Consider the following 26,877-nt stretch of genomic DNA (forward strand, 5'->3'; position numbering starts at 1 on the left):
ACCGCGATGTTCAAGATTGCGCTCAAATCCGTCCGGCACAACCCCAAGCGGCTGATCCTGACGGCGATCGCGGTGGCGCTCGGCGTGTCCCTCGTCGCCGCCTCGCACACTCTCACCAACGCACTGTCAGCCGGCTTCTCGAACCTGTTCTCGGACATCTACGCCGCCACCGACGTGATCGTCGAGGAGGACCCCGAGGGCTCCGAGTCGGAGGGCGGCGACCCGTTCGCCGCAACGCAGGGCGTGTTCGTCCCGGAGGACGTCGACGCGATCGCCGCCGTCGAGGGCGTCGACGTCGCGATCGGCGGCATCCAGGCCCCCGGCGCGGTGCTGCCGCCCGCGACGGACGACTCCGCGGGCGACCCCTTCAGCGGCGGCGGGCCTCCCAGCCAGCTCTTCAACTGGTCAGGCATTCCCGAGATCGACCAGTCGACGCTCGTCGACGGGCGCGGGCCCGAGTCCGACGGCGAGCTGGCCCTCGACCTCGACTCGGCTCCCCGGCTGGGGTACGACATCGGCGACACCGTGCGCATCGCGACGGAGGACGGCGTCACCGAGTTCGAGCTCGTCGGCACCGTGCGGTTCGGGGAGACCAACAGCCTGCAGGGCGCGACGCTCGGCTTCATGACGGACGCGGATGCGCAGCAGCTCGCGGACGACCCGAACTACCAGCAGGTCAGCGTGCTGGTCACCGACGGCTCCGATGCGGATGCGGTGGTCGACCGCGTCTCGGAGGTCCTGCCTGACGGGACTCGAGCGATCACCGGCGAGGACAAGGCCGCCGAGGAGACCGAGTCGCTCGACGAGGTGCTGGGCTACATCGACGTGTTCGCGATCGCCTTCGCGCTGATCTCGCTGTTCGTGGGCGCGTACATCATCGTCAACACGTTCCGCATCATCGTGACCCAGCGCACGCGAGAGTTCGGGCTGATGCGCGCGATCGGCGTCACCGGCCGCCAGGTCCGGACGATGATCCTGCTCGAGGCCCTGGTGGTCGCGGTCCTCGCGTCCACGATCGGGATCGTGGTCGGCTACCTCCTCGCCCTCGCCGCGGCCGGAATGGTCAGCCTGTTCGCCGGCGACATCTTCGGGCCGATGACGCTGCCGCTGGAGGCGGTGGGATGGGCGTACCTGCTCGGCACGCTGGTCACGCTCGTCTCAGCCCTGCTGCCCGCGATCACGGCCTCGCGCATCTCCCCCATGGAGGCCCTGCGTGAGTCGGCCACGGGGGGCAAGAAGCCGCTCAAGGTCCGCAACATCGTCGGCGCCGCTCTCGCTCTCGTGGGCGTGATCACCATCACGACCGGGCTGTACGCCGGACTCGAGCGCCCGTACATCTACGTCGGCGCCGGGGCGGTGATGCTGGTGCTCGGCACGACGCTGCTCGCGGCCCAGGTGCTGGTGCCCATGGCCTACGGGCTGCGCCACCTGCTCACACGGACCTTCGGAGTGGACGGCAAGCTGGCGGCGAACAACATCCGGCGCGAGCCCCGCCGCAGCGCGAACACCGCGGCGGCGCTGATGATCGGCGTGATGCTGCTCGCCCTCGTCGCGACGTTCACCGAGTCGCTCAAGACGGTCTTCACCGAGCAGTTCGCGCAGTCCGAGGCGGACCTGTTCGCCTTCTCGACTCAGGGCGCCATCCCGAACGGAGCGGTCGATGTGCTCGCGGAGGTCGATGGCGTCGAGGCCGTGAGCAGCCTGGGCATCGACAGTGCACTCATCGACGGCGAGAGCCGCACCGTGGCGTCGACGGATCCGGAGACGGCGGAGATGGCCTTCGCGTACGACACGGAGCCCGAGCTGGCGGAGCTCTCCGGTGGGGCATTCGTCGACTCGGTGCTGCAGGACCTCGGCTACGAGGTGGGAGACGACATCACGGTCGAGGGGCCCGAGGGCTCGCTGACGCTCGAGGTGACCGGCCTGTACCTCACCGAGGGAGACGCGAACCTGTGGGTCGACGAGGCCGCTGCCGCGGACCTGTTCGGCGAGCCCACGATCGTGCAGTCCTCGATCATGCTCGAGGACGGCGTCGACGTGGATGAGGCGCAGACGGCCATGGTGGACGTGCTCGCCGAGGACTACCCACTGACGATGGTCGAGCAGCCGGGCGCGCTCGTGCAGTTCGCCAACCAGATCATCGACCTGATGCTGGGCATCATCTCGGCCCTGCTGGCGAGCGCCCTGGTGATCGCGATCCTGGGGGTGGCGAACACGCTGCTGCTGTCCGTGACCGAGCGCACACGAGAGATCGGTCTGCTGCGTGCGGTGGGACTCAAGCGGAGCTCGGTGTGGCGCATGGTGACCGTGGAGTCGATGGTGATGGCGGTGTTCGGCACCATCCTCGGCATGATCCTGGGCGTCTCGCTCGGCTCGGCGCTGGTGCTCGCCCTCGAGGACTTTGGCTTCGACGGCGTCACGATCCCATGGATGTGGCTCGTGATCTACACGGTGCTGGCCGCCATCGCGGGAGTGCTGGCCGCCATCTGGCCGGCGTGGCGCGCCTCGCGGCTCGACATCCTCAAGGCGATCGCGACCGACGGGTAGCGAGGCCCCGCACGAATTCCAAGCGGCCGATGCGCGTCTCACCCGAGCGCGCATCGGCCGCTTGGCGTGTGCGTGGGTGCGAGCGACGCTACAGCTGCACGCCGAGCAGCACCGGCTCGGGAACGAGCGTGACGTCGAAGCGCTCCCTCACTCCGTCCCGGATGGTCCGTGCGAGAGCGACGAGCTCCTCCGCGGTCGCGTCGCCTCGATTGGTGAGGGCGAGCGTGTGCTTGGTCGAGAGTGCCGCGCCCGAACCATCGATCGAGTGCGCCCGGGGGAAGCCGGCCTGCTCGATCAGCCACGCGGCCGAGGTCTTGACGGTGCCGTCGGCCGCCTCGAAGCGCGGGGCATCGTCGGGCAGGCGCGCCGCCGCATCCGCGGTGAGGATGGGGTTGGTGAAGAACGAACCCGCGCTCCACGTGTCGAAGTCATCGGCGTCGAGCACCATCCCCTTCGCCCCCCTCACGCGCAGCACCGCCTCCCGGACGTCGGCGATGGGAGCGCGGCCCCCGGTCTCGATCCCCAGGGCGTCCGCGAGCTGCGCGTAGAGGACGGGCCCCGAGCGGGTTCCCTGACGCATCTGAAAGGTGACGTCGAGCACCACGTAGCGCGGCGTCGGGTGCCACACCCCCGCGTCGGGAGCGGCACCCCTCATCGACCTCTTGAACACTGAGTCGCGGTAGCCGAACCCGCAGTCGATGCGCGGAAGCGAGCGCACGCGCTCCTCGAGCCGGTCCCAGACGCGTACGAGAGCGATCACGTCCGCGACCTCCGCGCCGTAGGCGCCCACGTTCTGCACCGGCGTGGCGCCCGTCGACCCGGGAATCCCGGAGAGGGCCTCGATTCCCACCCAGCCCTCGTCCACCGCGCGCCGCACCACGTCGTCCCACGGCACGCCGGCGGTCACGGTCACCGACACGCCCCCGCACATCCCGTCGTCCTGGACCGAGATGTCGGTGCGCGCATCGCGCACGACGACGCCGGCAAAACCGTCATCTCCCGCAAGCAGGTTCGACCCGCCGCCCAGCACGAGCAGCGGTTCGCCCGCACGGTCGGCGTCGATCACGGCATCGATAAGTTCGCGCTCGGTGCGCGCCGAGACGAGCCGGCGGACCGGGCCGCCCACGCGCAGCGTCGTGAGTTCCGCGAGAGTCGTCATGCGCCCAGCGTATCGGCGGGCCGAGCCCGTCACTGGCCGCGCACGGGGGCGTCCGGGGCGCCCGTCGCGGTCGTGGACCCGGGCGCGACGGCAGGCTCATCCGCCTCCTTGCCGGCGGCCAAGCGGCCGGCGCCGACGCGCCGGAGCGCCGCGGTGCGGCTGCCGAACAGCCCGCCGTCCTTGCGCACCGCTCGCGCGAGGACGAACGATGCGGTCGAGGCCAGTGCGACGACGAGCAGCGCGTTGCTGAGGTCCACCGCTTCGCCGAGATAGCCGATGAGGGGCGGGACCATCAAACCGGCGACGGTGGAGAAGGACGCGACGGCGGCCACTCGCGCGGCGGCCCGGCCGGGCTCGTCGGCGGCGGCCGAGAAGCCGATGGGCACCCCCAGCGCCGCGCCCACGCCCCACAGCGCCGCCGCGACGGGCACGAGCCAGAACACGGGGGTGAAGGCGAACAGCAGCAGCCCGCACACGACGGACACGGCGCTCGCGCGCAGCGCCACCACTCGTCCCAGACGCCCGATGATGGGCGCGCCGAACCAGCGCACCGTCACCATCGCCGCGACGAACACCCAGTACATGAGGTCGCCCACGGCCTCGGGCCTGTCGAAGTCGTCCACGACCGCGAGCGCCATCCACTGCGCCGCCGACATCTCCGTCATCGACGCCGCGAACAGGATGACGCCGATCAGCACCACCCGCCGGTCGCGGTACTCAGCGCGGGCGGTCGCGAAGGGGCCGCCGAGAGACACCTCTCCCGTGTCCGGGGCCGGACCGCCGTCCATGGTCGCCGCGGGGATGATCGCGAGCCGGATCGCCGTCAGGACGGCGGCCACCACGATGAAGTGCCACAGCGGCGGGATCCCCGCGTGGGACACCGCCGCACCGAGCGCCAGGGCGGCGGCCATGCCCACGGAGAAGGCGGCGTGGAACTGCGGCATCACCGCGCGTCCCATGCGCCGCTCGACCTCGGCGGCCTCCGCGTTCATCGCGACGTTCGTGAAGGCGAAGGAGAACGACACCAGGAAGTGCCCGATCGCGAACATCGGCGGGGACGCGATGAGCGTCGACACCGCGACGAGGGTGAACGCCCCCAGGTGGACGAAGCTCGACCACCACAGCAGCGCCCGGGTGCCGAACTTGGCCGCCGACCACCCGGTGACGAGCAGCCCGGCGAGAGCGCCGAACGCGCCGAAGACGATGAGGTTGGCGAGGCCCGACACGCTGACGTCCAGCAGGTCGCGGATCGAGGGCACACGCGACAGGAACGTGGACAGCATCGCGCCCATGAGCGCGAACAGGCCGAGCACGGCGAATCGTGCCGCGCGCACGCGCGTGGCGTCGGGCGTCGTGGTCGGCGCGTGGCCGAAGGTGAAGGGCATGGCGTCCTGTCTGCGAACGGCGCTGGGCGCCGGGATCGCCGTGGTCGGCGCGGCGCCGGGCACCACGCTCAGCGCAATGCCCGCTCCCCCATTGTGCGACTACGCTGGGGCGAGCGCAAAAATGGACTGAGGAGCAACGTGGCCGCCAGAAGACGACCCACCATGGCCGATGTGGCCGCGAAGGCGAGTGTCTCGCTGTCCACGGTCTCGCTCGCGTATTCGGGAGCGGGCCCCATCTCGCCCGAGATGAAGGCGCGAGTCGAACGCGCCGCCGAGGACCTCGGCTATGCCGGCCCCTCGGCACAGGCGCGGGCGCTGCGATCCGGCCGCACCCACGTGGTCGGGGTCGTCATCCACGACGCGTTCACCCTCGCGTTCCGCGCCCCGCTGATCCTGAACGTCATGGACGGCCTCATCTCCGAACTGGGCGAGATGGGCCTGGGCGTGCTGCTGCTCCCCACGCCGTCCGCCGACCAGGGCGACAAGTCGCTGCTGGCCACCGCGCCCATGGACGCCGCGGTGGTGTTCCGCGTGCGCGACCACGACGATCCCGCGCTCGAGCTGTTGCGCAAGCGCGCGGTGCCGTTCGTGATCATGGATGGCGACGCCCCTCCGGGCGCCGGTCAGGTGTCGATCGACGACACCACCGCCACCGTCCAGCTCATCGAGCACCTGCAGGAGCTCGGGCATGAACGGATCGGCACGATCACCCTCCCGCACGCGCCCGGGCACGAGACCACGCTCCGGCCCAAGGACTACATGCCTGAATCGGCGTGGGCGCCCATGCACAACCGTCTCGAGGCCTTCCGGGTCGCGGGGGTCGAGCCCTGCGTGGTGGTCGAGGCGCGCGAGTCGATGGTCGCGGAGGGCATCGCGGCGGGCCATCTGGCGCTCACGCACGAGTCCCGACCGACCGCCATCGTCGCGCAGTCCGACATTCTCGCGGCGGGCGCGGTGATCGCGGCCCGCGAACTCGACCTGAGCGTTCCTCGCGACGTCTCCATCACCGGCTTCGACGGGATCGACCTGCCGTGGCTCGCGCCGCTCGAACTCACGACCGTGATCCAGGACGGCGTCGAGAAGGGCAAGGCCATGGCGGCCGAGGTGAAGGAACTGCTGGCCGGGGAGACCCCGTCGCAGATCTGGATGCCGCTCGAGCTGAGCGTGGGGACGTCGACTGCGCCGGTCAACAGCGAACGCTGACCGTCGTCAGCTGCAGTCGACCAGCGCCTGCGCCTTGCCCAGCACCTTGACGTCGCCGTGCTGCACGGTGAGATCCACGCGCGCGGTGCGCCGCTCCTCGTCGAGAGCGCCGATGCGCGCGGTCACCAGGACGGTCGCCTCACCCGGGTTCGGCACCGGGACCGGCCGCGTGAACCGCACCTGATAGTCGGCGACGTTTCCCGCGCCCGCCCACTCCTCGACCACCGACGCGGCCGCGCCCATGGTCAGCATGCCGTGCGCGATCACCCCGGGCAGGCCCACCTCCTCGGCGAACACGTCGTTGTAATGGATCGGGTTGAAGTCGCCCGACGCACCGGCGTAGCGCACCAGCGACGCGCGGGTGAAGGCGAGTTCGCGCTCGGCGACCACCTGGCCCACCTCCAGTCCCGCGAAGCTGGGGCTCGTCGACTCGGTCACTTCGCCTCCTCCGACTCCTGCGGCTCCCTCACCGCGAGCGTGCTGAGCACTGTCGACACCGGGGCCCCGTCCTCATCGGCCAGCTCGGCGCGCGTGGTGACCATCGAGATCCCCGCACGCTGCTTGATGGACTCGATGTGGACGGTGGTCAGGATGACGTCGCCCGCGACGAGGGGCCGCACATGGGTGAAGCGCTCCTCGGCATGCACCACGCGGGAGAAGTCCACCCCCACCTCGGGGTCGGCGACCACGTGGAACTCGGCCTGCTGCGCGATCACCACCGCGAAGGTGGTGGGTGCGACGAGGTCCGCGTACCCCTCCGCCTGGGCGACCGCGACGTCGCGGTGCGCGCCCGAATAGGCGTCGACCGCATCGGCGAACTCCCGGATCTTGACCCGCGTCACCTCGTAGGGCTCGAACGGGCCATAGGTGCGGCCCACTGCTTCGCTGTTCACTGGCACGATTCCACCCTAGCGAACCGGGACGCCGCGGGTCCCGCTCAGCCCACCAGCGTCGTGATGGGGCCCAGCGCGAAGTACAGCACGAACGCGGCGGCCGCTCCCCACATGAGCGGGTGGACCTTGCGAGCGCCGCCCGAGGCGATCTGCAGCACCACGTAGGAGATGAACCCCACGCCGATGCCGACCGAGATCGAGTAGCCGAACGGCATCAGGATGAACGTCAGGAACGCGGGGATCGCGATCCGGTAGTCCTTCCAGTCGATCCCGGCGACCTGCGACACCATCAGGAACCCGACGACCACGAGCACGGGAGTGGCCGCCTCGAACGGCACGAGCGCGTACAGCGGCGTGAGGAAGGTCGACAGCAGGAACGCGATTCCCGTCACCACCGATGCCAGGCCCGTGCGGGCGCCGTCGCCCACTCCCGCGGCGGACTCGATGTAGGAGGTGTTGGAGGACACCGAGCCGAAGCCGCCGGCGGCCGCCCCCACCGAGTCGACCAGCAGGATCTGCTGGCTGCGAGGCGGGTTGCCCTCCTTGTCGTTGAGCCCCGCCTCGGCGCCCACGGCGGTCATGGTTCCCATCGTGTCGAAGAAGTCCGCGATCAGCAGCGAGAACACGAGGAGCAGGGCGGTGAGCACCGGCAGCGACGTGAAGCCACCGAACAGGTCGACCTGACCGATCAGCGAGAAGTCCGGCAGGGACACCGCGGAGTCGGGCAGCGCGGGGACCACCAGCGCCCAGCCGTCGGGGTTGTCCTCGGAGGATCCGAGCGACATCGTCGCCTCAAGGATGATCGCCAGCACCGTCGCGGCTGCGATCGAGATGAGCAGTGCGCCGCGCACCTTCTTGACCATCAGCACGATCGCGGTGAACAAGCCCACGACGAACACGACCATCGGCCACGTCGAGATGTACCCGCCGTCGCCGAACTGGGTGGGAGTGCCGGCGCCGGTGCGCACGATTCCCGCGTCGTAGAGCCCGATGAAGGCGAGGAAGAGCCCGATGCCCACCGCGATCGCCTGCTTGAGGAAGGTCGGCACCGCCGCGAACACGGCCTTGCGGAAGTTGGTCATGACGAGGATCAGGATGACCACGCCCTCGATGACCACGAAGCCCATGGCCTCGGGCCACGTCATGCCGGAGCGCGACGCGATGCCGTACGCGACGAAGGCGTTGAGGCCGAGCCCCGCCGCCATCGCGAGCGGGAACCGCGCCCACACGCCCATCATGATGGACAGCAGTCCCGCCACCAGCGCGGTCGCGGCCGCGATCATGGCGAGGTTGGGCTCGCTGCCGCCCCCGAGGAAGCTGCCCTCGCCGTCGGCGACGGTGCCGATGATCAGCGGGTTCAGCACCACGATGTACGCCATCGTGAAGAAGGTCGTGAGTCCACCCCTGATCTCCTGGACGAGGGTGGATCCGCGGGCGGTGATCTCGAAGAAGGAGTCGAGGCGGCCGGTCATCCCGGTGCGCTGGCTGGTCGTGGTCACGTGTCCCTTTCGTGCGCATGGGTGCGCGTGTCGGCCATCAGGACGGCGCCGGTGAAGTCGCCGCGTGTCCGCTCCTCGTCGCTGCGGTGCGACCTGCGACGCACGCGGACGCGCGGCGCGCTGCAACGGCGTGCAGCGAGGTTTGGACGGGGATACCCTAGCGCCCCCGCGCCGTGCCGATCCCCCAGCCCGCGCATCGGCCGCATCCAGCACCACCCCGGAAACGACGAACGCCCGCCCCCTCTGATGAGGGGACGGGCGTTCGGGGAAATCTAGAGCGTCAGCGCGTCTCGCGGTGCGGGTTGTGCTTGCCGCAGTTCCGGCAGAACTTGGAGAGCTCCACACGGTCGGGGTTGTTGCGACGGTTCTTGCGCGTGATGTAGTTGCGGTTCTTGCACTCGGTGCACGCGAGCGTGATCTTCGGACGAACGTCGTTCTTTGCCATGTGGTCTTGCTCCCAGCCTTGTGGTGACGCGCCTGGCAGGCACGGCGACAGGCGATGCGCCTGTCTCGTAGCGAGGGCGGGACTCGAACCCGCGACCCCACGATTATGAGTCGTGTGCTCTAACCACCTGAGCTACCCCGCCGCGAGAATCGCTCGATCATCACCCCTCGCAGAAGGAGTGATGATCGAGCATTTCTCAGAGCCCCGACAGGGAATCGAACCCTGGACCTTTTCCTTACCATGGAAACGCTCTGCCGACTGAGCTATCGGGGCAAGCCGGACAAGAATACACGCCGCGCGCAGTGGTTGTGAAATCGGCCAGGAACGCGGTGTCGGCGGGCGCGGATACTGTGTCCGACGTGACTGTACAGCTCAGCGCGGCTCAGGCGCGACGCACCTTTCTCGACGCCCAGTCCCTGGCGCGGCGACGTCCCGCGCGGCGCCCGCGAGACGCGGACTTCGGCTCGTACCTGGAACGTCAGGGCGTGCTTCAACTCGACACCGTGAACGTGCTCGCCCGCGCCCACTACCTGCCGCTGTACTCGCGGCTCGGCCCGTACGCGCACGCCGACCTGGATCGGTTCCTTTGGGGAGATCCGAGCGGCCACTCCCCGCATGCGTTCGAGCACTGGGGCCACGAGGCCTCGGTGATGCCGCGCGACCTGCTGCCGATGCTGCACCACCGCATGGTGGGCGCCTCGAACTGGAAGGCCCGGACTGCGGCGCAGCTCGAGGATGAGCGGCCCGGCCTGCTCGCCGCGGTGCGGGCGGCGGTCGAGGACGCGGGCCCCGTCACCGCCGCGGATCTCGATCACCTCGCTCCCAGCGCGGGGGTGCGCGGGACGTGGTGGGACCACGGCCACGTGAAGGCGGCACTCGAGCACCTGTTCATCACCGGGGGCGTCGCGGCGTCGCGAGGGCGTCACTTCGCGCGCACCTACGATTCGCCGATGCGCGGGTGGGGCCTCGAGGCGGCCGATGCCGGGGCTTGGGGCGCGCCCGCCGCGCGAGCGCGGCAGGCGCTGTTCGATCGCGCGCTCTCGGCGACGGGCATCGGCACCGTGCGGGACCTGTGCGACCACTTCCGCCTGCCCTACGGAGCCGGCGCTCGCTCGCCGGACGTCGCCGGCGGCGAGGTGTGGGCCGCATCGGCCGTGGAGCGCGGACTGGCGGAGTGGACACAGGTCGAGGGGTGGCATGAGCCGGCGCTGATCGCAGTCGGCGGGCCCAGCGAGGATGCGCCGCATCGTCGTCCGGCTCGCGACCCCGACAGGGCCACCGGCCGGGCGCTGCTGAGCCCCTTCGACCCCGTGTGCTGGTACCGGCCGCGACTGCTGCGGATGTTCGGCGTGGACTACCGCATCGAGATCTACACGCCGGCGCACAAGCGCGTGTTCGGCTACTACTGCCTGCCGCTGCTCGTGGGCGACCAGATCGTCGCCCGGCTCGACCTCAAGGCCGATCGCAAGGCCAAGGTGCTGCTGGTGCAGGCGGCGTGGCACGAGCCGGGACGCGCCCCGGGCTCGCGTCCCATGGGGCGCGGAGCGGTCGCGCACGCCGCCGCCGCGGAGCTGGACGCCATGGCGCAGTGGCTCGGACTGGAGTCCTGGGCCGTCGCGGGAAGAGGTGACCTCGCGCCCACGTTGTGAGGGCGACGGCTGCCGCGCCGCATGGGCCCCACCGCGGGGTTCGTGTGGCGAGAGTACGCCGCACGAGCACGTCGCACCCCCGTACCGACGAGAGGCATCACCATGACGAGCACGCCCGCCACACCCCCGCCCCGCGCAGCCAGCAGGCTCAATCGACGCGTGATCGCGATCAGCATCGGCGCCGCGCTGGGCGGGTTCCTGTTCGGCTTCGACTCCTCGGTCATCAACGGCGCCGTGGAGTCGATCGAGGGCGAGTTCGACCTCTCTGCCGCGTTCACGGGCTTCGCGGTCGCCGCGGCGCTCCTGGGCTGTGCGGTGGGCGCGTGGTTCGCGGGCACCATCGCGAACAAGTACGGCCGCATCCGCGTGATGCTGATCGCGGCAACCCTGTTCTTCATGTCCGCGGTGGGCTCCGGCCTGGCGATCGGGATCTGGGACCTCATCCTGTGGCGGATCGTCGGCGGGCTCGCCGTCGGTGCCGCCTCCGTGATCGCGCCGGCGTACATCGCCGAGGTCTCCCCCGCGAAGTTCCGCGGGCGCCTGGGATCGCTGCAGCAGCTCGCGATCGTGACGGGCATCTTCGCGGCGCTGCTCACCGGTCAGCTGTTCGCCGACGCCGCCGGAGGCGCTGCGGAAGAGTGGCTGTTCGGCATCGAGGCGTGGCGCCTCATGTTCATGGCGGAGGCGATCCCTGCGATGATCTACGGCGTCGCGGCGCTCCGCCTGCCCGAGTCCCCGCGCTACCTCGTGGGTCAGTCGCGGGACGAGGACGCGGCCGAGGTGCTGCGGCTGTTCACCGGCGTGCAGGACGTCGACGCCAAGATCAAGGAGATCGAGGACTCGCTGCACCGCGAGGAGAAGCAGACCCTGCGCGACCTGCGCGGACACACTCTCGGGCTCAAGCCCATCGTGTGGACCGGCATCCTGCTGTCCGTCTTCCAGCAGTTCGTGGGCATCAACGTGATCTTCTACTACTCGAACACGCTGTGGCAGTCCGTGGGCTTCGACGAGGGCCAGGCCTTCCTCACGTCGACCATCACGTCGGTCACGAACATCGTGGTCACCATCGTGGCCATCCTGCTCGTCGACAAGATCGGCCGGCGACGGCTGCTGCTGATCGGCTCCTCCGGCATGACGCTGTCGCTGGGCCTCATGGCCGTCGCGTTCTCGCAGGCCATCACCGACGGCGCCGGCGAGGTCACCGACTTCGAAGGCTCGTGGGGCACTGCGGCCGTGATCGGCGCGAACGCCTTCGTCGTGTTCTTCGGAGCCACCTGGGGACCCGTGGTGTGGGTGCTCCTTGGCGAGATGTTCCCCAACCGGATCCGCGCATCGGCGCTCGCCGTGGCGGCCGCCGCGCAGTGGATCGCCAACTGGACGATCACCGTGACGTTCCCGTCCTTCGCGTCGATCGGGCTGACGTTCGCGTACGGCTTCTACGCCTCGATGGCGCTGCTGTCGCTGCTGTTCGTGTTCTTCCGGGTGCCCGAGACCAAGGGCATGGAGCTCGAGGACATGGACGCGGACGTGCGCGTCAAACGCGGCAAGTTCGTGGAGTCCAGCCGCACCTGACCTCGCCCGCCCCCTGTCCGGCACTCATGGTCGCCTCCAGGAGGTTTCATCCTCCTGTCCGGCACCTGCCGTCAAGGAGTGCCGGACAGAAGGTCGCGACCTCTCAGAGGGGTCAACCAGTGCCGGACAGGGAGTGGGGCGGAAACACGAAAGGCCCGGCTCTCGCCGGGCCTCGCGTGGCAGGTACAGGATTCGAACCTGTGAAGTCTGTGACGGCTGATTTACAGTCAGCTCCCTTTGGCCGCTCGGGCAACCTGCCTTGAGCGCGTAGGTCCGAACCGAACCTGGCGCGCATGGAAGGATAGCAACTAAATAGCGGCCCACGCGAACCGATGCGGGGCCGGCCCCACCGGCGAGACCACCGGCGCCGCGAGCGCCCCGACCCGAGGAGGACCGATGGCAGGCGACAGCAGCTTCGACGTCGTGAGCAAGATCGACCGTCAGGAGGTCGACAACGCGCTCAACCAGGCGCACAAGGAGATCAGTCAGCGCTACGACTTCCGCGGAGTCGGAGCCTCGATCGAGTTCTCAGGCGACGCGATCCTGATGAAGGCCGACTCGGCGGAACGTGTGAAGGCGGTGCTGGACGTGCTGATCGCGAAGCTCGCCAAGCGCGGCATCTCCATGAAGTCCCTCGAGTACGGCGACCCGGTGCCCTCCGGCAAGGAGTTCCGCCTGGTCGCGGACCTCAAGGAGGGCATCACTCAGGAGACGGCGAAGAAGCTCGGCAAGCTGCTTCGCGAGGAGGGCCCCAAGTCAGTGAAGTCACAGATCCAGGGCGACGAGCTCCGGGTGCAGTCGAAGTCCCGCGACGACCTTCAGGCGGCCATCCAGTTGCTCAAGGGCGCGGACGTCGACGTGGACCTCCAGTTCGTCAACTTCCGCTAGCGGGCGCCGTCGGCCACGCACTCCTTCCCCGGAGTCCACCGCGGAGCCGACGCGCCGCGCCTCGATCGGTGGCTCGCGTTCGCACTGACGAACGTGGCCGCGATCGCATCACGGGTGCCCGGACGCCTCCCCTCGCGATTGCACTGATCGCGAGGACTGTCGCTCACGAAGTCTGCGAGTCGCCGGTCCGCCGCTCGCTCAGCACAGAGTGCTGCGCGCCTCGTGGCGGGGGCGTGTAGGTGCAGGTGTCACCGGCACACAGTTGGGGCTTCTGGCGCGCGAATCGTTGCGCGAGGAGGCAACCCACGCAGATCCCGAACGCGGTCTCCACGTAGAGCAGGAGCAGACAGACTCCGCAGATCACTTGCGCGATGATGGCGGGCAGCCCGAGCCACCCGAGGCTGAAGCACCCGGCAAGCGCCATGACCAAGCCGAGTTGCCATGCCAAGTGCTTGGATCGGGCCTCTACCCACTCTGGACGCTGGGGTCGAGTGATCAGCGTCCCGATGACGAGGGTCGGGGTGAGGGCCGTCCCGACGTACATGCGGAGCATCATCTCCACGGCGAAGACGATGCCAAAGAGGCGCATGGGCTGAAGGTCACCGGTGATGACACCCCAGAGCCATGCCGCAAACCCGCCGATGAAGAGAATCCCCGCCGATGCCCTGACGGCGCGCTCGTTCACTACCGGCTCATCGATTCCTTCGACCCATTGGCCGACGACGAGTTGGTCTTTGTCTGATGGGGTCCGCATCCGGCGATAATACCCTAGGGGGTATACACCGGTGACGAGGCGGGGAACCTGACGCGGCACAATGAGCGCGCCCCGCTCAGTGCACGGGCGGGACACATTCTGAGCAAGCAGCGGGGCTGAGCAGGCGGCGCTCTCCGTCGAGGCCGACCTCCAGTTCGTCAACTACCGCTGAGGACCCTCACGGCCGTCGGCGACTGCTGGTGCAGCATCATCCGCCAGCCGTCGCTCGAGCGCATGTAGGTGCTGGACAGCATGGCCTCGAAGGGCGGTTCCTCGACACGGCGTGCGCGCACGCGATAGGCGACCACGGCGACGCCTGATCCGAGGTCGTGCACGGTGACGTCCTCGAGCTCGTAGTCCTGCCAGCGGCGGGACTCGGCCATGCCGTCGATCGCGTCGTCCCGCTCCATCACGCCGAACGGGAAAACCATGACGGCGTCCTCGGTCAGCACGTCATCGTAGAACTCGCGAGCGTGCCCGTTCGTGAGCGCCTCCCAGCCGTGCGTCTCCAGCGCGACCAATTGCTCTTCCTCGTGTGTCTTCATGGCCCTTACCTCCTGCTCTCAATGCCTTCGGTGAGCTTCGCCACCGCGTAGCCCCACGCCTGCGACACCTTCGGGTGCGGTGGGACCGAAATCTCGTCCGGATTGGTGAGGACGTCGAGCAGCACTGGACCGTCCTGGCGGAAGGCCCACTGCAGCGCGCCGTCCAACTCGTCGGGTCGCTCCACACGCCGCGACGCCAGGCCCATGGCGGTGCCCACGGCGGCCAGGTCCGGGTTGTCGAGATCCGTGCCGGAAGAGGCGAGCCCACCCTGCTGCTGCTCGAGCTGAACCATGCCGAGTGAGGCGTTGTCGAACACCACGACCACGACGGGCAGGTCCTCGGACACCGCGGTGCGCAGGTCGCCGAGCAGCATCATCAGCCCCCCGTCCCCACTCATCGACACCACCCGGCGCGTGCGGTCCAGCGCCTGGGCACCGAGCGCCTGCGGCAGCGCGTTCGCCATGGACCCCAGGTTGAACGAGCCGAGCAGCTCGCGACCGCCGCGCATCTCGACGAACCGTGACAGCCACACGGTCGACATCCCCGTGTCCACGGTGAAGACCGCGTCGTCGGGCGCGTGCCGGTCCACAGCCGCGGCGAGCGCCTCGGGGCGAATGCGATCGTCGGGATTGTCGAACTTGGAGCGCACCTTGGCCACCAGGCCGGACTCCTCGTAGTCGGGGTCGGACACGGAGCGCTGGCGTTCGCGCCACGACGCGTACGCCTCCCTCGCCCGATCCACATGCGCGGAATCCCGATCACGCGTGAGGCGGGGCAGCAGCGCCGTCAACGCGTCGCCGGCGTCTCCCACGACGGGCACATCGACCGCGACCCGGCGCCCCACATGGGTCGCCGCGCGATCGATCTGCACCACCTTCGCGGCGGTCGGATAGAAGTCGCGATAGGGGAAGTCCGTGCCGACCATCAGCAGCACGTCGCAGTCCGCGAGCGCATCGGCCGCGCCGGGGTTCCCGAGCAGGCCTGCCTGGCCCACGCCGTAGGGGTTGTCGCCGTCGAAGCCCGTCTTGCCCTTAAGCGTGACCACCATGGGCGCCTGCAGGCGTTCCGCCACGGCGAGAGTCTGTTCGCGAGCATGCTCGGCGCCGCGTCCCACCAGCATGGTGACGCGCTCGCCGCCGTCGAGCGCGGCAGCGGCGGCCGCCAGCGACTCCTCGGCCGGCTCGGCCTTGCGAGGAGGGCGGGCGAAGGCGATCGCGGGGGCGTCCTCATCGAGCTCGAGATCCCCGACGTCGCCGGGCACACTCAGCACGGCGACTCCTCGCTGCGCGTACGCCGCGGTGATGCCCTGGACCAGCATCTGCGGCAGCTGCTCGGGAGAGGTTAGGGTCTGGTTCCACACGGCGACGTCGTCGAACACCCGGTCGTTCGCGACCTCCTGGAAGTACTCAGTGCCGATCTCTCCCGTGGGGACCTGCCCGCAGATCGCGAGCACCGGGGCGTGCGACTTCTTCGCGTCGTACAGCCCGTTGAGCAGGTGCAAGGAACCGGGGCCGACCGTCCCCATGCACACGCCGATGCGGTCGGTGAGCTGTGACTGGGCGCCGGCGGCGAACGCCGCGGTCTCCTCGTGCCGCACCCCGACCCACTCGATCCGGTCCTCGGTGCGCATGGCCTCGGTGAAGGGGTTGAGCGCGTCCCCCACCACTCCCCACACCTGAGTGACGCCGTGCTCGGCAAGCGCATGGACGATGGTCTGCGCGATCGTGCGGCTCATCGTGACTCCTCCCGGCGTGACGGAGCCGCCGGGTCGGCGACATTCCGCGCCCTACTTGGCCAACGCTATGGCTGGGCGCGCACATTCCTTGACCTAGAGAGAGCGGCCCGCCATGTGTTCGAGTCGAGCCACCCGCTCGTCCATGGGGGGGTGCGTCGAGAACAGCTTCGCCATTCCGGCGCCGGAGAACGGGTTCGCGATCATCATGTGCGACACGTTCTCGAGCGGCCCCTCCTGCGGCAGCGGCCTCGCCCGGGTGCCCTGCTCAAGCTTGCGCAGGGCAGACGCGAGCGCCAGGGGGTCTCCCGTCAGCGTGGCGCCATCCTCGTCCGCGTCGTACTCCCGCGTGCGGGAGATCGCCATGCGGATCAGCGCCGCGGCGATGGGCGCAAGCAGCAGCATCGCAAGCATCCCGATGGGTCCCATGGGGTTGTCGCGGCTGTTGCCCCCGCCTCCGAAGAAGAACATCATCTGCGCGATCGCGGTGATGATTCCCGCAAAGGCCGCCGCGACGGAGCCGATGAGGATGTCGCGGTTGTAGACGTGCATGAGCTCGTGGCCCAGGACTCCGCGCAGCTCACGCTCGTTCAGCAGGCCCAGGATCCCCGCCGTGCAGCACACCGCGGCGTTCTGCGGGTTGCGGCCGGTCGCGAACGCATTGGGCGCTTGAGTGGGTGACACGTACAGGCGCGGCATCGGCTGATTCGCCTCCGCCGACAGCTCGCGCACGATCCGGTACATGACCGGCTGCTCGACCTCCGTGACCGGTCGCGCATGCATCGCCTTGATGGCGAGCTTGTCCGAGTTCCAGTAGCCATACGCTGTGCCGGCGACGCCGAGCAGGGCGAAGATCCAGATGAACTGGCCGCCGCCCACGAACGAGCCGACGCCGAGCAGCACCACCCACAGCACCACGAACAGTCCAGCGGTCTTGAGACCGTTGAAGTATCGCTTTCCCACGTCACCTCCTAGGCGTCTTGTCAGACGCAGGGGAAACGGCCGATGCGGGCGCGCGGTTCCCGCCGATGTCCCCGCCGCGCGCGGCGGGGGCCGGGGTACGCAAGGCTGCCCGCCTGGCGATCCCCGGGGCGGAGGTCGAGCGCACAGCCGATGCGCGCATCGGCCGTCTTCGCGCCGAGGCTAGGCCCGCCGGCGCCCCAGCGCGATGTCCGTCATCTCTTCGCGTGGCACGACCTTGACGCGCTCGCGGCCGTCGGCCTCGCCGGAGGCACGCTCGAAGGCGTCGAGGACCTCCCAATCGTGCCACTGCACGACGTCCACGCCCCGCGAGTGGAGCAGGCGCAGCAGGTTGTCGGGGCTGCGCTGCTCGGCGCCGGCCTCGCTCTCGGCGTACAGCCGCGGAGCGTCCTCGACGAGGTTGGCGATGGTCTCCTGAGCGTCCGACTTGGTGTGGCCGATGAGCCCCACGGGACCGCGCTTGATCCAGCCGGTGGCGTAGTAGCCAGGCACGACATCGCCGCCGGTGGACACACGGCCGCCCTCGTTGGCGATCACTCCCCTGGACTGGTCGAACGGGATGCCGTCGATCTCGGTGCCGTAGTAGCCGACGGCACGGTAGACGGCCTGCACGGGGTAGTCGATGAACTCCCCGGTGCCCTTGACGTTGCCGTCACCTTGCAGCGCGGTGCGCTCGACGCGCACGGCCGTCACCTTGCCGTCCTCGCCGAGCACCTCGTGGGGCGCCTGGAGGAAGTGCAGGTGGATGCGGCGCGACGCGCCGGTGGGCTCCCTGAGCGTCCAGTCGGTAAGCGTCTTGACGACCTGCTTGGTCTGCTTGTTCGTCTCCGCGGCCTCCATCGACGCCTCGTCGAAGTCGTAGTCCTCGGGGTACACGATGATGTCGACGTCGGGCACGTGGCCCAGCTCGCGCAGCTCGAGCGGGGAGAACTTCACCTGCGCGGGTCCGCGGCGACCGAAGATGTGCACGTCCGTGACGGGCGAGGCCTCGAGGATCTCCATGACGTTCGCGGGCACCTCGGTCGAGGCCAGGTCCTTGGGGTGCTTGGAGAGGATGCGCGCCACGTCGAGCGCCACGTTGCCGACGCCGAAGACCGCCACCTCCTTGGCCTCGAGCGGCCAGGTGCGCGGCACGTCGGGGTGGCCGTCGAACCAGCTGACGAAGTCGGCGGCGCCGAACGAGCCCTCGAGTTCGATCCCCGGAATGTGGAGCTCGGCGTCCTTGAATGCGCCGGTCGCGAAGATGACCGCGTCGTAGTGGGCGCGCAGGTCGGCGAGCGTCAGGTCGGTGCCGATGTTGACGTTCGCGAGCAGCCGGATGTCGCCGCGGCCCAGGACGTTGGCGAGAGCCACCACGATCTGCTTGATGCGCGGGTGGTCGGGAGCGACCCCGTAGCGCACGAGGCCGAACGGCGCAGGCAGGCGCTCGATGATGTCGATCGACACGTCGATGTCGCTCTTCGACAGGATGTCGGAGGCGTACGTGCCAGCGGGGCCGGCACCGATCACGGCAACCCGGAGCGGGCGGTCTGTCGTCACGATTGTCACAATCCTCGATGGTGGGGGCGTGCGACGAGCTCTATCTCAGTCGCATGACGCCATGAGTATAGACATGAACGTTCGGTGACCCTCTCGTGGGGGATATCCAGCAGCGCCGTGCAGGTGGCATTCTCGAGACATGAGCCCGGCAGCGCCGTTTCCCACGCCCTCGCTCGCGCCGCCGTTCGCCGGCGGCGCGGAGCGCGGCCTGCCGAACCCGACGCTGCTGCTTCCAGGCGACTACATCGCCGATGCGACGGCGCGCGTGCGTGCGGCCACCCGGCGGGTGCGTCTCGCCACTCTCACCATCGCGGACGAGGAGCGCACCGCTGACCTCATCGAGGCGCTCATCGCGGCGGCTCGGCGCGGGGTGGATGTCAAGATCGCGGCCGACGTGTTCACCTACCTGGACACCGCGGCCACCCTCCTGCCGGCCGGCTTTCGAGGCAGGCGCCGGCGCGAGTCCGCCTCGCTCGTCGCCCGGCTGACCGAGGCGGGCGCGCGCTTCACGTGGCTCGGGTCCGAGCGGGGATTGATCTGGCGGGGCCGCACCCACACCAAGCTGTGCGTGGTCGACGATGTCAGTTACGCCTTCGGCGGCGTCAATCTGGACGACCGCGGCGCCACCAACGTCGACTACATGATGCGCGTGGACGACCCCGGTCTCGCGAACGACCTGGACAAGGTCTACACGTGGATGGCGGAGATGGGTCCCTCCGAGATCGGCCACCCCTCGCTCACGCTCCGGCACGGCGGGGACGCCGTGCTCATCGACGGCGGCATGCCCGGGGACTCGGTGATCTACAGGCGCGCGGTGGAGCTGGTGGCGGATGCCACGCACGTGCTGCTCGTCTCCCAGTACTGCCCCACGGGCGAGCTGGGACGGCTGATCTCCGCCCGCCCGCACGGACTGTGGTTCAACCGCCCGCGCAACGCGACGACCGCCAACCGCATCCTCATCGCCGCCTCGATGGCGGCCAGCGGCCACCGCACGCGCTACCGGGCGCAGCGCTACCTGCATGCCAAGAGCCTGATCATGACCATGCGCACGGGCGAACGCGTGGCGATCACCGGCTCGCACAACTTCGTCAGCGCCGGCGTGACGCTCGGCACCCGCGAACTCGCGCTCGAGACGAGGTCCGAGCAGGTCATCGACCAGCTCCTCGCGTTCCACCGCGAGCATGTGGTGGACGGCGACGTTCGGGACCGACGCGGCGCGCGAGATCGCCCCGGCGCCGGCCGCTGAGAGGGGCTGGCGCATCGCCATGCGCTGTGAGACACTCTCGACCATGGCATTCTCCCCGGACTACGGCGCACCCATGATGTGCTGCTGTGTCTGCTGTGCCATGTGTCCTGTGGCCTGAGCCCACGGATACACACCCCCTGTAGCCCTGGGCGCTCGGCCATCGAGCGCGAACCAGACGCGCTCGCACGGCCTCGCTCCCAGAACACGACGAGTCGAGGAGTCTCGGTGACAAACGCCGACGCCACCCATGCCGATGGGCGCACGCCTGCCCAGATCGCTGAGGCGCAGGAGCGCCGGCGCCACCGCGAGGAGGCGCGCATGATGCGCACGCGCGAGGCCTCCCAGCGCAAGAACACCGCCTCGAAGGACGGCCAATGGGCCGCGGGTGACCGCACCCCGCTGAACCCGAACGAGGAGATGAAGTCGACGGGCGACCCGCTGCGCGTGCGCGAGCGGATCGAGTCGATGTACTCGAAGTGGGGCTTCTGGTCCATCCCGCCGGGCGACCTGCGCGGCCGGTTCCGCTGGTGGGGCCTGTACACGCAGCGTCGCCAGGGCATCGACGGCGGCAAGACGGCGATCCTCGAGCCGCATCAGCTCGACGACGAGTACTTCATGCTCCGCATTCGCTCAGACGGTGGCCAGCTGTCCGTCGCCCAGGCGCGCGAGATCGGGCTCATCTCCGAGCAGTTCGGACGCGACACGGCGGACGTGTCCGATCGCCAGAACATCCAGTTGCACTGGATCCGCATCGAGGACGTGCCCGAGATCTTCCGCCGTGTCGAGGAGGTGGGCCTGCTCGTCACCGAGGCCTGCGGCGACGTGCCGCGCGTGATCCTCGGCTCCCCCGTGGCGGGAGTCGCCAAGGACGAGCTGATCGACCCCACGCCGCAGATCAACGAGATCAAGGAGCGCTACATCGGCAGCCCCGAGTTCTCGAACCTGCCGCGCAAGTTCAAGACGGCCTTCACCGGCCAGCCCGTGCCCGACATCCTGCACGAGGTTCAGGACGTCGCCTTCTGCGCGGTGGAGCACCCGGAGCTGGGCGTGGGCTACGACCTCTGGGTGGGCGGCGGCCTGTCGGTCAATCCCTTCCTGGGCGTGCGCCTGGGCGTCTTCGTCAAGCCCGAGATCGCTCACGAGGTGTGGAAGGGCGTGGTGGGCATCTTCCGCGACCACGGCTACCGTCGCCTCCGCACGCGCGCCCGCCTCAAGTTCCTCGTCAAGGCGTGGGGCGCGGAGAAGTTCCTGCAGGTGCTGCAGGACGACTACCTGGGGTACGAGCTTCCCAAGGGGCCAGCCCCGCAGGAGGGATCCCCCGGTGAGCGCGGCGATCACGTGGGGATCCATGAGCAGGCCGACGGCCACTGGTACGTGGGCGTCGCACCCGTCGCCGGCCGCGTGTCGGGAACCAAGATGCAGGCGATCGCGGACATCGCGGAGAGGGTCGGCTCGGACCGGATCCGCTTGACGCCGCTGCAGAAGATCCTGGTGCTGGACATCGACCAGGAGAAGGTCAGCGACGTCGTCAACGGGCTGCGCGCCCTCGAGCTGGACTCCGACCCGGGCGAGTTCCACCGCAACGTCATCGCCTGCACCGGAATCGAGTACTGCAAGCTCGCGATCGTCGAGACCAAGGCCACCGCACGCGAGGTGGTGAAGGTCCTCGACGACAAGTTCCCCACGCTCGACAACCCGATCACGGTGCACGTCAACGGATGCCCGAACTCGTGCGCGCGTGTGCAGATCGCCGACATCGGCTTCAAGGGGCAGCTCGTCCTCGACGAGGAGTCCGGCGAGCAGGTGCCCGGGTTCCAGGTCCACCTGGGCGGCCGGCTCGGACGCGGCGAGGACAACGACTTCGGGCGCAAGATCCGCGGGCACAAGGTCACGCAGACCGGCATGCCCGAGTACGTCGAGCGCGTCACCACGCATTACCTCGCCGACCGCAACGGGCCTGACGAGACGTTCGCCGACTGGGCCTTCCGTGCCGACGAGGAGCTCATCAAGTGATCCCGTCCCTCTCGGGTGCCGCGGCGCTGACCGCCCTCAACCCGCGCGAATGGAACGCCGAGGCCTGCGCGGCCGTCGCGTCCCGGCTGGAGAACGCATCGGCGACGCACATCGCCGATTGGGCCGTGGCGACCTTCGGCACGGGTCTGGGCGTGGCCTCGTCGATGCAGGACACGATCCTGCCGCACATGTTCGGCACCCGTCTCGCCGGGGTCGACGTGCTGTTCCTTGAGACGGGCTACCACTTCCAGGACACCCTCGAGACGCGGGATCGCGCGGCCCAGCAGTTCCCCATCACCGTCGTCGACGTGATGCCGGACCTCACGGTGGCGGAGCAGGACGCGAAGTACGGCAAGGACCTGTTCGCTCGCGACCCCAACCTGTGCTGCTTCATGCGCAAGGTCGATCCGCTCGCGCGCGCCCTGTCCGGATACGACGCGTGGGTCACCGGCGCGCGCCGCGTGGACGCGGTGACGCGCTCCGAGATGCCGGTGGTGACCTGGGATGAGAAGCACGGGTTGGTGAAGATCAACCCGATCGCCCGCTGGGACGACGACGACGTGGAGCGCTACCAGGACGACCACGGACTGCCCCGCAACCCCCTCGTCGCGCAGGGCTACCCGAGCATCGGCTGCGCGCCGTGCACGCGCAAGGTGGCGCCGGGCGAGGATCCGCGCGCCGGGCGCTGGTCCGGCCAGGGCAAGACAGAATGCGGGATCCACACATGAGCGAGGACGACGTGACGACGACCATGACCACCCTTGATGCCCTCGAATCCGAGGGCATTCACATCATCAGGGAGGCTGTGGGCACCGCCCGCAAGCCCGTGCTGCTGTTCAGCGGCGGCAAGGACTCGGTGGTGGTGCTGCACCTCGCGACCAAGGCCTTCTGGCCGGGCCGCGTGCCGTTCGAGCTGCTGCACGTCGACACCGGGCACAACTTCGACGAGGTCATCGAGTTCCGTGACCGCACGGTCGAGCGGCTGGGACTGCGCCTGCAGGTCGCCAGCGTTCAGGACTACATCGACGACGGCCGGCTGCGCGAGCGCCCCGACGGCACCCGCAACCCGCTGCAGACCGTGCCGCTGCTCGACGCGATCGTGGGCCACGGCTACGACGTGGTGTTCGGCGGCGCCCGCCGTGACGAGGAGAAGGCGCGCGCCAAGGAGCGCGTGGTGTCGCTACGCGACGAGTTCGGGCAGTGGGACCCGCGCAACCAGCGCCCCGAACTGTGGAACCTGTACAACCCGCAGCACCTGCCCGGCCAGCACGTCCGGGTGTTCCCGCTGTCCAACTGGACCGAGCTGGACGTGTGGCGCTACATCCAGCGCGAGCAGATCGACCTGCCCGGCCTCTACTTCGCGCACGAGCGCGACGTCTTCGCGCGCGACGGCATGTGGCTCACGCCGCACGCGAGCGTGCGCGTGCGCGACACCGACTCCCCGGAGCCCCGATCGGTGCGGTACCGCACGGTCGGCGACGCCTCGTGCACGGGGGCGGTGGAGTCGACGGCCTCGACGCTCGACGAGATCATCGCCGAGGTCGCGGCGACCCGCATCACCGAGCGCGGGGCCACCCGCGCCGACGACCGCCTCTCCGAGTCCGCCATGGAAGACCGCAAGAAGGAAGGCTACTTCTGATGACCGCCCCCGAGACGGCCACCGTGGCGGCCTACGCCCCCGACGCCCGGCGCACCTCCCTGCTGCGGTTCGCCACCGCCGGCTCCGTCGACGACGGCAAGTCCACTCTCGTGGGCCGGCTGCTGCACGACACGAAGTCGATCCTCGCCGACGCCTACGCGGCGATGGAGCGCGTCTCGAAGGAGCGCGGCGGCGAGGAGGTCGACCTCGCCCTGCTGACCGACGGCCTGCGCGCCGAGCGCGAGCAGGGAATCACCATCGACGTGGCGTACCGCTACTTCTCGACGCCCCAGCGCACGTTCATCCTCGCGGACTGCCCCGGCCACGTGCAGTACACGCGCAACACCGTCACCGGGGCCTCGACGGCCGATGCGCTGGTCGTCTTGATCGACGCGCGCTACGGGGTGGTGGAGCAGACCAAGCGCCACCTCGCGGTGGCGGCGCTGCTGCGCGTTCCGCACGTGATCGTCGCGGTCAACAAGATCGACCTGCTCGACTACGCCCAGGGACCCTTCCGGTCCATCACACAGCACGTGCACACCCACGCCGAGTCGCTCGGCCTCACCAACGTGGTGACGGTGCCGGTGAGCGCGCTCAAGGGTGACAACGTCGCTCTGCGCTCCGACCTCACCCCCTGGTACGACGGCCCCACCGTGCTCGAGGTACTCGAGACGGTGCCCAGCATCGATCAGGGCGCGGACGACTTCGCCGCCGCCCACCGGCGCGGCATCGAGCACCCGACGGCGGAGCAGGCACGCGCGACCGAGACAGGCTGGCGAATGCCCGTCCAGTGGGTGCTGCGGCCGCAGGACGCGGCCATCGCCCCGGAGTTCCGGGAGTACCGGGGCTACGCGGGCCAGGTCGCCGAGGGCACGGTCCGGGTGGGAGACGCCGTCGTGGTCCAGCCGTCCGGGCGCCGCACCACGGTGGCGGGAATCGACACCGCGGACGGGCCGCTCGAGCAGGCGCACACCGGGCTGTCGGTCTCGATCCGCCTCGCGGATGACGTCGACGTGGCGCGCGGTGACCTGCTGTCGAGCGCGAGCGACGCCGTGGCGCCCGAACGGGCGTTCCACGCCCACGTCGCGTGGCTCACGGACCGACCCCTGCGGGTGCGCGACAGGGTGCTGATCCAGCACGGGTCGGCACGGGTGCAGGCCATGGTCACCGCGATCGACGGGATTCTCGACATCTCTCTGCCGGGCGGGACCCTCGACTCGTCGATCGCCCCCGGCCACGAGCTGCTGCTCAACGACATCGGGGTGGTGCAGTTCCAGCTCGCGCAGCCCCTCGCGATCGAGGACTACGGCCGTCACCGGCGCACGGGCGCCTTCTGCGTGGTCGATCCGCAGGATGGCAACACGATCGGCGCGGGGACCGCACGGGCGACCGCCCCCGGCACCGGCGCCGATGCCCACGTGACGATCTGATGAGTGCTGCGGTCTCGCTGCGGGGCGTCTCCCAGGCCTTCGCGGACACCGGCGGGGGCAGGCTCGCGCTGGACGGCGTGGACCTCGAGGTCTCGGCCGGCGAGTTCGTGTGCGTCGTGGGACCGTCAGGATGCGGCAAGTCGACGATGCTCGACCTGCTCGCGGGCCACACGAGGCCGGCCCGAGGAGACGTCACCGTCGCGGGCGCCCAGGTGCGCGGTCCCGGCCCGGACCGCGTCATGGTGTTTCAGGAGCACGCGCTGTTCCCGTGGCTGTCGGTGAGCGACAACGTCGCCTTCGGGCTCAGAAACGCCGGTGTGCCTGCGGCGGAACGCGATGAGATCGTGGCGCGGTGGCTCGGAAAGGTGGGGCTCGCCGATGCGGCTCAGCTCCACCCACACCAGCTGTCGGGAGGCATGCGGCAGCGCGCCGCGCTCGCACGCGCGTTCGCGATGCGCCCGCAGGTGCTGCTGATGGACGAGCCGTTCAGCGCTCTCGACGCGCCATCCCGTGACCGCCTCCACGTCGAACTCCAGGAACTGTGGGCGGAGACCGGGGTGACGATCGTGTTCGTCACCCACAATGTGCGCGAGGCGGTCGCCCTCGGCGATCGCGTGATCGTGCTTTCGTCCGGTCCGGGCCGGATCATCGGCGATGTGCCGATCACCCTCCATCGCCCACGCGTGGTGGAGTCGGAGCGAGTGGTCGCCCTGTCCGCCACCGTGCGAAGGCTTCTCGACGCGGCCGACCAGCTGGGGATCTCGGCCCCGCGAGAGGGCGGGGACTCGTATGTCAACATCTAGGCTGCCGACCCGCGACGGGGCTCCGCTCGAGGTGCGCAGCGAGGCTCCCTGGTGGCGTCGCGCCACGCCGATCGTGGTCACCGGCATCGTCCTCGCGCTACTGTGGGCACTCGCCGCCGGAGTCGCAGATGCGCTGCCCACGCCCGTCGCGACGGCCGGGGAGCTCGGGCGGATGGCCGGCGACGGACAGCTCGCGTCGATCTTCGGGCGCATCACCCTGTTCATGGGCGCGTGCTTTGCGGTCGCGGCCGTCGGCGGCGTCGCACTGGGACTGCTGCTGGGCTCGAGCACCTGGCTCGATCGCGGGCTGTCCCCGTACCTCGCCGCGCTGCAGGGCATGCCCACCTCGATGTGGATCCCCGTCGCAGCCGTCGTGCTCGGCACGTCCCCGTGGTCCCTCGCCGCCGTGGTCAGCATCGGCGCCATGCCCGCGATCATGCTGGGCACCCGGTCCGCGGTGAAGAACGTGCCGCCGCTGCTCATCCGCGCGGGCCGCACCTTCGGCGCGGATCGGGGTGCGCTGCTGCGACACGTGGTGATGCCGGCCGCGCTGCCCGGAATCACGACTGGGCTCGAACTCGGATGGTCGATCGCCTTCAGGTGCCTCGTCGCCGGCGAGATCTTCTCCGGTGCACTGTCCGGCACCGGCATCGGCGACGTGATCGACCGCTCTCGCGAGACCGGGGAGCTCACCGAGATGATGGCCACCATCCTCATCGTGCTCGCCTTCACGCTGCTCGTCGACCGGCTCGTGTTCGCCCGCGCGCAACACCGCCTGCGCGTGAGCCGCGGACTCGTGGACGCGGGCCTCCCGCACTGACACGGCGCGGCGCGCCGATGTGAGACATGTCACACAAACGTCACCCAAGGTTTACATGACGATGTAGACATACGGGACACCCCCGTCGACTATGGAACCGAGGCCCCGCACACCGCCTCGACGCAAGGCGCCTG

23 protein-coding genes and 3 tRNA genes are annotated in these 26,877 nt (G+C 69.7%); 12 read left to right on the plus strand and 14 right to left on the minus strand.

Features of this window, described 5'->3' with window-relative positions; all coding sequences use genetic code 11:
* Positions 1-6: 6 nt before the first annotated feature.
* On the plus strand, positions 7-2,547 hold the full coding sequence (locus ACNI14_RS06170; protein ID WP_420519078.1) for an ABC transporter permease: 2,541 nt from the start codon (positions 7-9) through the stop codon (positions 2,545-2,547).
* Positions 2,548-2,635: 88 nt separating this feature from the next.
* On the opposite strand, the gene ACNI14_RS06175 is transcribed toward ACNI14_RS06170, so the two are convergent.
* Both ACNI14_RS06175 and ACNI14_RS06180 read right to left on the minus strand, forming a co-directional pair.
* On the minus strand, positions 2,636-3,706 hold the full coding sequence (locus tag ACNI14_RS06175; RefSeq protein ID WP_420519079.1) for a UDP-N-acetylmuramate dehydrogenase: 1,071 nt from the start codon (positions 3,704-3,706) through the stop codon (positions 2,636-2,638).
* Between the two features lie 29 nt (positions 3,707-3,735).
* A complete protein-coding gene (locus tag ACNI14_RS06180; protein WP_420519080.1) occupies positions 3,736-5,091 on the minus strand; it encodes an MFS transporter in 1,356 nt (451 codons plus the stop codon).
* A 138-nt stretch (positions 5,092-5,229) separates the two neighbouring features.
* On the opposite strand from ACNI14_RS06180, the gene ACNI14_RS06185 reads away from it, so the two are divergent.
* On the plus strand, positions 5,230-6,294 hold the full coding sequence (locus tag ACNI14_RS06185) for a LacI family DNA-binding transcriptional regulator (RefSeq protein ID WP_420519081.1): 1,065 nt from the start codon (positions 5,230-5,232) through the stop codon (positions 6,292-6,294).
* A 6-nt stretch (positions 6,295-6,300) separates the two neighbouring features.
* Here ACNI14_RS06185 and ACNI14_RS06190 read toward each other — a convergent pair whose 3' ends face one another.
* The 6 genes from ACNI14_RS06190 to ACNI14_RS06215 all read right to left on the minus strand — a co-directional run bounded on the left by ACNI14_RS06190 (position 6,301) and on the right by ACNI14_RS06215 (position 9,404).
* Positions 6,301-6,732: a MaoC family dehydratase gene (locus tag ACNI14_RS06190; RefSeq protein WP_420519082.1), complete on the minus strand. Its 432-nt coding sequence runs from the start codon at positions 6,730-6,732 to the stop codon at positions 6,301-6,303.
* Complete coding sequence (locus ACNI14_RS06195) at positions 6,729-7,193, minus strand: FAS1-like dehydratase domain-containing protein (protein WP_420519083.1); 465 nt, start codon at positions 7,191-7,193, stop codon at positions 6,729-6,731. Before ACNI14_RS06195 ends, ACNI14_RS06190 begins: the two co-directional genes overlap by 4 nt.
* A gap of 38 nt (positions 7,194-7,231) precedes the next feature.
* Entirely contained in the window at positions 7,232-8,659 is a 1,428-nt protein-coding gene (locus tag ACNI14_RS06200; protein ID WP_420519426.1) for an NCS2 family permease, read from the minus strand.
* A gap of 307 nt (positions 8,660-8,966) precedes the next feature.
* Complete coding sequence (gene rpmG, locus ACNI14_RS06205; protein WP_420519084.1) at positions 8,967-9,131, minus strand: 50S ribosomal protein L33; 165 nt, start codon at positions 9,129-9,131, stop codon at positions 8,967-8,969.
* 68 nt (positions 9,132-9,199) lie between these two features.
* Positions 9,200-9,273 (minus strand) — tRNA-Met (locus ACNI14_RS06210).
* A 58-nt stretch (positions 9,274-9,331) separates the two neighbouring features.
* Positions 9,332-9,404, minus strand: a tRNA-Thr gene (locus tag ACNI14_RS06215).
* An 86-nt stretch (positions 9,405-9,490) separates the two neighbouring features.
* Between ACNI14_RS06215 and ACNI14_RS06220 the strand changes: the two genes are divergently transcribed.
* Together ACNI14_RS06220 and ACNI14_RS06225 are read left to right on the plus strand one after the other, a co-directional pair.
* A complete protein-coding gene (locus ACNI14_RS06220) occupies positions 9,491-10,780 on the plus strand; it encodes a winged helix-turn-helix domain-containing protein (protein ID WP_420519085.1) in 1,290 nt (429 codons plus the stop codon).
* Positions 10,781-10,882: 102 nt separating this feature from the next.
* Positions 10,883-12,352, plus strand: coding sequence for a sugar porter family MFS transporter (locus ACNI14_RS06225; protein WP_420519086.1), 1,470 nt, complete (start codon positions 10,883-10,885; stop codon positions 12,350-12,352).
* A 177-nt stretch (positions 12,353-12,529) separates the two neighbouring features.
* On the opposite strand, the gene ACNI14_RS06230 is transcribed toward ACNI14_RS06225, so the two are convergent.
* Positions 12,530-12,611, minus strand: a tRNA-Tyr gene (locus tag ACNI14_RS06230).
* Between the two features lie 137 nt (positions 12,612-12,748).
* Here ACNI14_RS06230 and ACNI14_RS06235 point away from each other — a divergent pair.
* A complete protein-coding gene (locus tag ACNI14_RS06235; RefSeq protein WP_420519087.1) occupies positions 12,749-13,240 on the plus strand; it encodes a YajQ family cyclic di-GMP-binding protein in 492 nt (163 codons plus the stop codon).
* A gap of 163 nt (positions 13,241-13,403) precedes the next feature.
* Here ACNI14_RS06235 and ACNI14_RS06240 read toward each other — a convergent pair whose 3' ends face one another.
* The 5 genes from ACNI14_RS06240 to ACNI14_RS06260 all read right to left on the minus strand — a co-directional run bounded on the left by ACNI14_RS06240 (position 13,404) and on the right by ACNI14_RS06260 (position 18,792).
* Positions 13,404-13,925 (minus strand): DUF4395 domain-containing protein, encoded by a 522-nt coding sequence (locus ACNI14_RS06240; RefSeq protein ID WP_420519088.1) that lies wholly within the window; start codon positions 13,923-13,925, stop codon positions 13,404-13,406.
* A 227-nt stretch (positions 13,926-14,152) separates the two neighbouring features.
* Complete coding sequence (locus ACNI14_RS06245; protein ID WP_420519089.1) at positions 14,153-14,539, minus strand: nuclear transport factor 2 family protein; 387 nt, start codon at positions 14,537-14,539, stop codon at positions 14,153-14,155.
* A 5-nt stretch (positions 14,540-14,544) separates the two neighbouring features.
* Entirely contained in the window at positions 14,545-16,275 is a 1,731-nt protein-coding gene (locus tag ACNI14_RS06250) for a thiamine pyrophosphate-dependent enzyme (protein ID WP_420519090.1), read from the minus strand.
* Between the two features lie 93 nt (positions 16,276-16,368).
* Positions 16,369-17,235, minus strand: a complete 867-nt coding sequence (gene htpX, locus ACNI14_RS06255) for a zinc metalloprotease HtpX (protein ID WP_420519091.1) — start codon at positions 17,233-17,235, stop codon at positions 16,369-16,371.
* 180 nt (positions 17,236-17,415) lie between these two features.
* Positions 17,416-18,792, minus strand: coding sequence for an FAD-dependent oxidoreductase (locus ACNI14_RS06260; RefSeq protein ID WP_420519092.1), 1,377 nt, complete (start codon positions 18,790-18,792; stop codon positions 17,416-17,418).
* A gap of 139 nt (positions 18,793-18,931) precedes the next feature.
* Here ACNI14_RS06260 and ACNI14_RS06265 point away from each other — a divergent pair, with 139 nt between their 5' ends.
* The 7 genes from ACNI14_RS06265 to ACNI14_RS06295 all read left to right on the plus strand — a co-directional run bounded on the left by ACNI14_RS06265 (position 18,932) and on the right by ACNI14_RS06295 (position 26,743).
* Positions 18,932-20,038, plus strand: a complete 1,107-nt coding sequence (locus tag ACNI14_RS06265; protein ID WP_420519093.1) for a phospholipase D-like domain-containing protein — start codon at positions 18,932-18,934, stop codon at positions 20,036-20,038.
* Positions 20,039-20,356: 318 nt separating this feature from the next.
* The gene (locus tag ACNI14_RS06270) at positions 20,357-22,051 is read left to right on the plus strand and encodes a nitrite/sulfite reductase (protein WP_420519427.1); all 1,695 of its coding nucleotides are present in this window, start codon (positions 20,357-20,359) and stop codon (positions 22,049-22,051) included.
* Complete coding sequence (locus tag ACNI14_RS06275; RefSeq protein WP_420519094.1) at positions 22,048-22,779, plus strand: phosphoadenylyl-sulfate reductase; 732 nt, start codon at positions 22,048-22,050, stop codon at positions 22,777-22,779. The genes ACNI14_RS06270 and ACNI14_RS06275 overlap by 4 nt, the downstream gene beginning before the upstream one ends.
* Complete coding sequence (gene cysD, locus ACNI14_RS06280; RefSeq protein ID WP_420519095.1) at positions 22,761-23,690, plus strand: sulfate adenylyltransferase subunit CysD; 930 nt, start codon at positions 22,761-22,763, stop codon at positions 23,688-23,690. The genes ACNI14_RS06275 and cysD overlap by 19 nt, the downstream gene beginning before the upstream one ends.
* Positions 23,690-25,120 (plus strand): sulfate adenylyltransferase subunit 1, encoded by a 1,431-nt coding sequence (locus ACNI14_RS06285; RefSeq protein WP_420519096.1) that lies wholly within the window; start codon positions 23,690-23,692, stop codon positions 25,118-25,120. The genes cysD and ACNI14_RS06285 overlap by 1 nt, the downstream gene beginning before the upstream one ends.
* Positions 25,120-25,923 carry an ABC transporter ATP-binding protein gene (locus ACNI14_RS06290; RefSeq protein ID WP_420519097.1) on the plus strand — a complete coding sequence of 268 codons (804 nt, stop codon included), beginning with the start codon at positions 25,120-25,122 and terminating at the stop codon, positions 25,921-25,923. The genes ACNI14_RS06285 and ACNI14_RS06290 overlap by 1 nt, the downstream gene beginning before the upstream one ends.
* Positions 25,910-26,743: an ABC transporter permease gene (locus tag ACNI14_RS06295; RefSeq protein WP_420519098.1), complete on the plus strand. Its 834-nt coding sequence runs from the start codon at positions 25,910-25,912 to the stop codon at positions 26,741-26,743. The genes ACNI14_RS06290 and ACNI14_RS06295 overlap by 14 nt, the downstream gene beginning before the upstream one ends.
* Positions 26,744-26,877 lie beyond the last annotated feature (134 nt).

Source organism: Demequina pilifera, assembly GCF_048814985.1.
Taxonomy (GTDB): domain Bacteria; phylum Actinomycetota; class Actinomycetes; order Actinomycetales; family Demequinaceae; genus Demequina.

Bases quoted from the DNA above. Each gene is read 5' to 3' on its own strand.
- ACNI14_RS06170 (WP_420519078.1), top strand. From the start codon at position 7: ATGTTCAAGATTGCGCTCAAATCCGTCCGGCACAACCCCAAGCGGCTG.
- ACNI14_RS06175 (WP_420519079.1), bottom strand. From the start codon at position 3,706: ATGACGACTCTCGCGGAACTCACGACGCTGCGCGTGGGCGGCCCGGTC.
- ACNI14_RS06180 (WP_420519080.1), bottom strand. From the start codon at position 5,091: ATGCCCTTCACCTTCGGCCACGCGCCGACCACGACGCCCGACGCCACG.
- ACNI14_RS06200 (WP_420519426.1), bottom strand. From the start codon at position 8,659: ATGACCGGCCGCCTCGACTCCTTCTTCGAGATCACCGCCCGCGGATCC.
- rpmG (WP_420519084.1), bottom strand. From the start codon at position 9,131: ATGGCAAAGAACGACGTTCGTCCGAAGATCACGCTCGCGTGCACCGAG.
- ACNI14_RS06225 (WP_420519086.1), top strand. From the start codon at position 10,883: ATGACGAGCACGCCCGCCACACCCCCGCCCCGCGCAGCCAGCAGGCTC.
- ACNI14_RS06235 (WP_420519087.1), top strand. From the start codon at position 12,749: ATGGCAGGCGACAGCAGCTTCGACGTCGTGAGCAAGATCGACCGTCAG.
- ACNI14_RS06245 (WP_420519089.1), bottom strand. From the start codon at position 14,539: ATGAAGACACACGAGGAAGAGCAATTGGTCGCGCTGGAGACGCACGGC.
- ACNI14_RS06250 (WP_420519090.1), bottom strand. From the start codon at position 16,275: ATGAGCCGCACGATCGCGCAGACCATCGTCCATGCGCTTGCCGAGCAC.
- ACNI14_RS06265 (WP_420519093.1), top strand. From the start codon at position 18,932: ATGAGCCCGGCAGCGCCGTTTCCCACGCCCTCGCTCGCGCCGCCGTTC.
- ACNI14_RS06270 (WP_420519427.1), top strand. From the start codon at position 20,357: ATGATGCGCACGCGCGAGGCCTCCCAGCGCAAGAACACCGCCTCGAAG.
- cysD (WP_420519095.1), top strand. From the start codon at position 22,761: ATGCGGGATCCACACATGAGCGAGGACGACGTGACGACGACCATGACC.
- ACNI14_RS06285 (WP_420519096.1), top strand. From the start codon at position 23,690: ATGACCGCCCCCGAGACGGCCACCGTGGCGGCCTACGCCCCCGACGCC.
- ACNI14_RS06290 (WP_420519097.1), top strand. From the start codon at position 25,120: ATGAGTGCTGCGGTCTCGCTGCGGGGCGTCTCCCAGGCCTTCGCGGAC.
- ACNI14_RS06295 (WP_420519098.1), top strand. From the start codon at position 25,910: ATGTCAACATCTAGGCTGCCGACCCGCGACGGGGCTCCGCTCGAGGTG.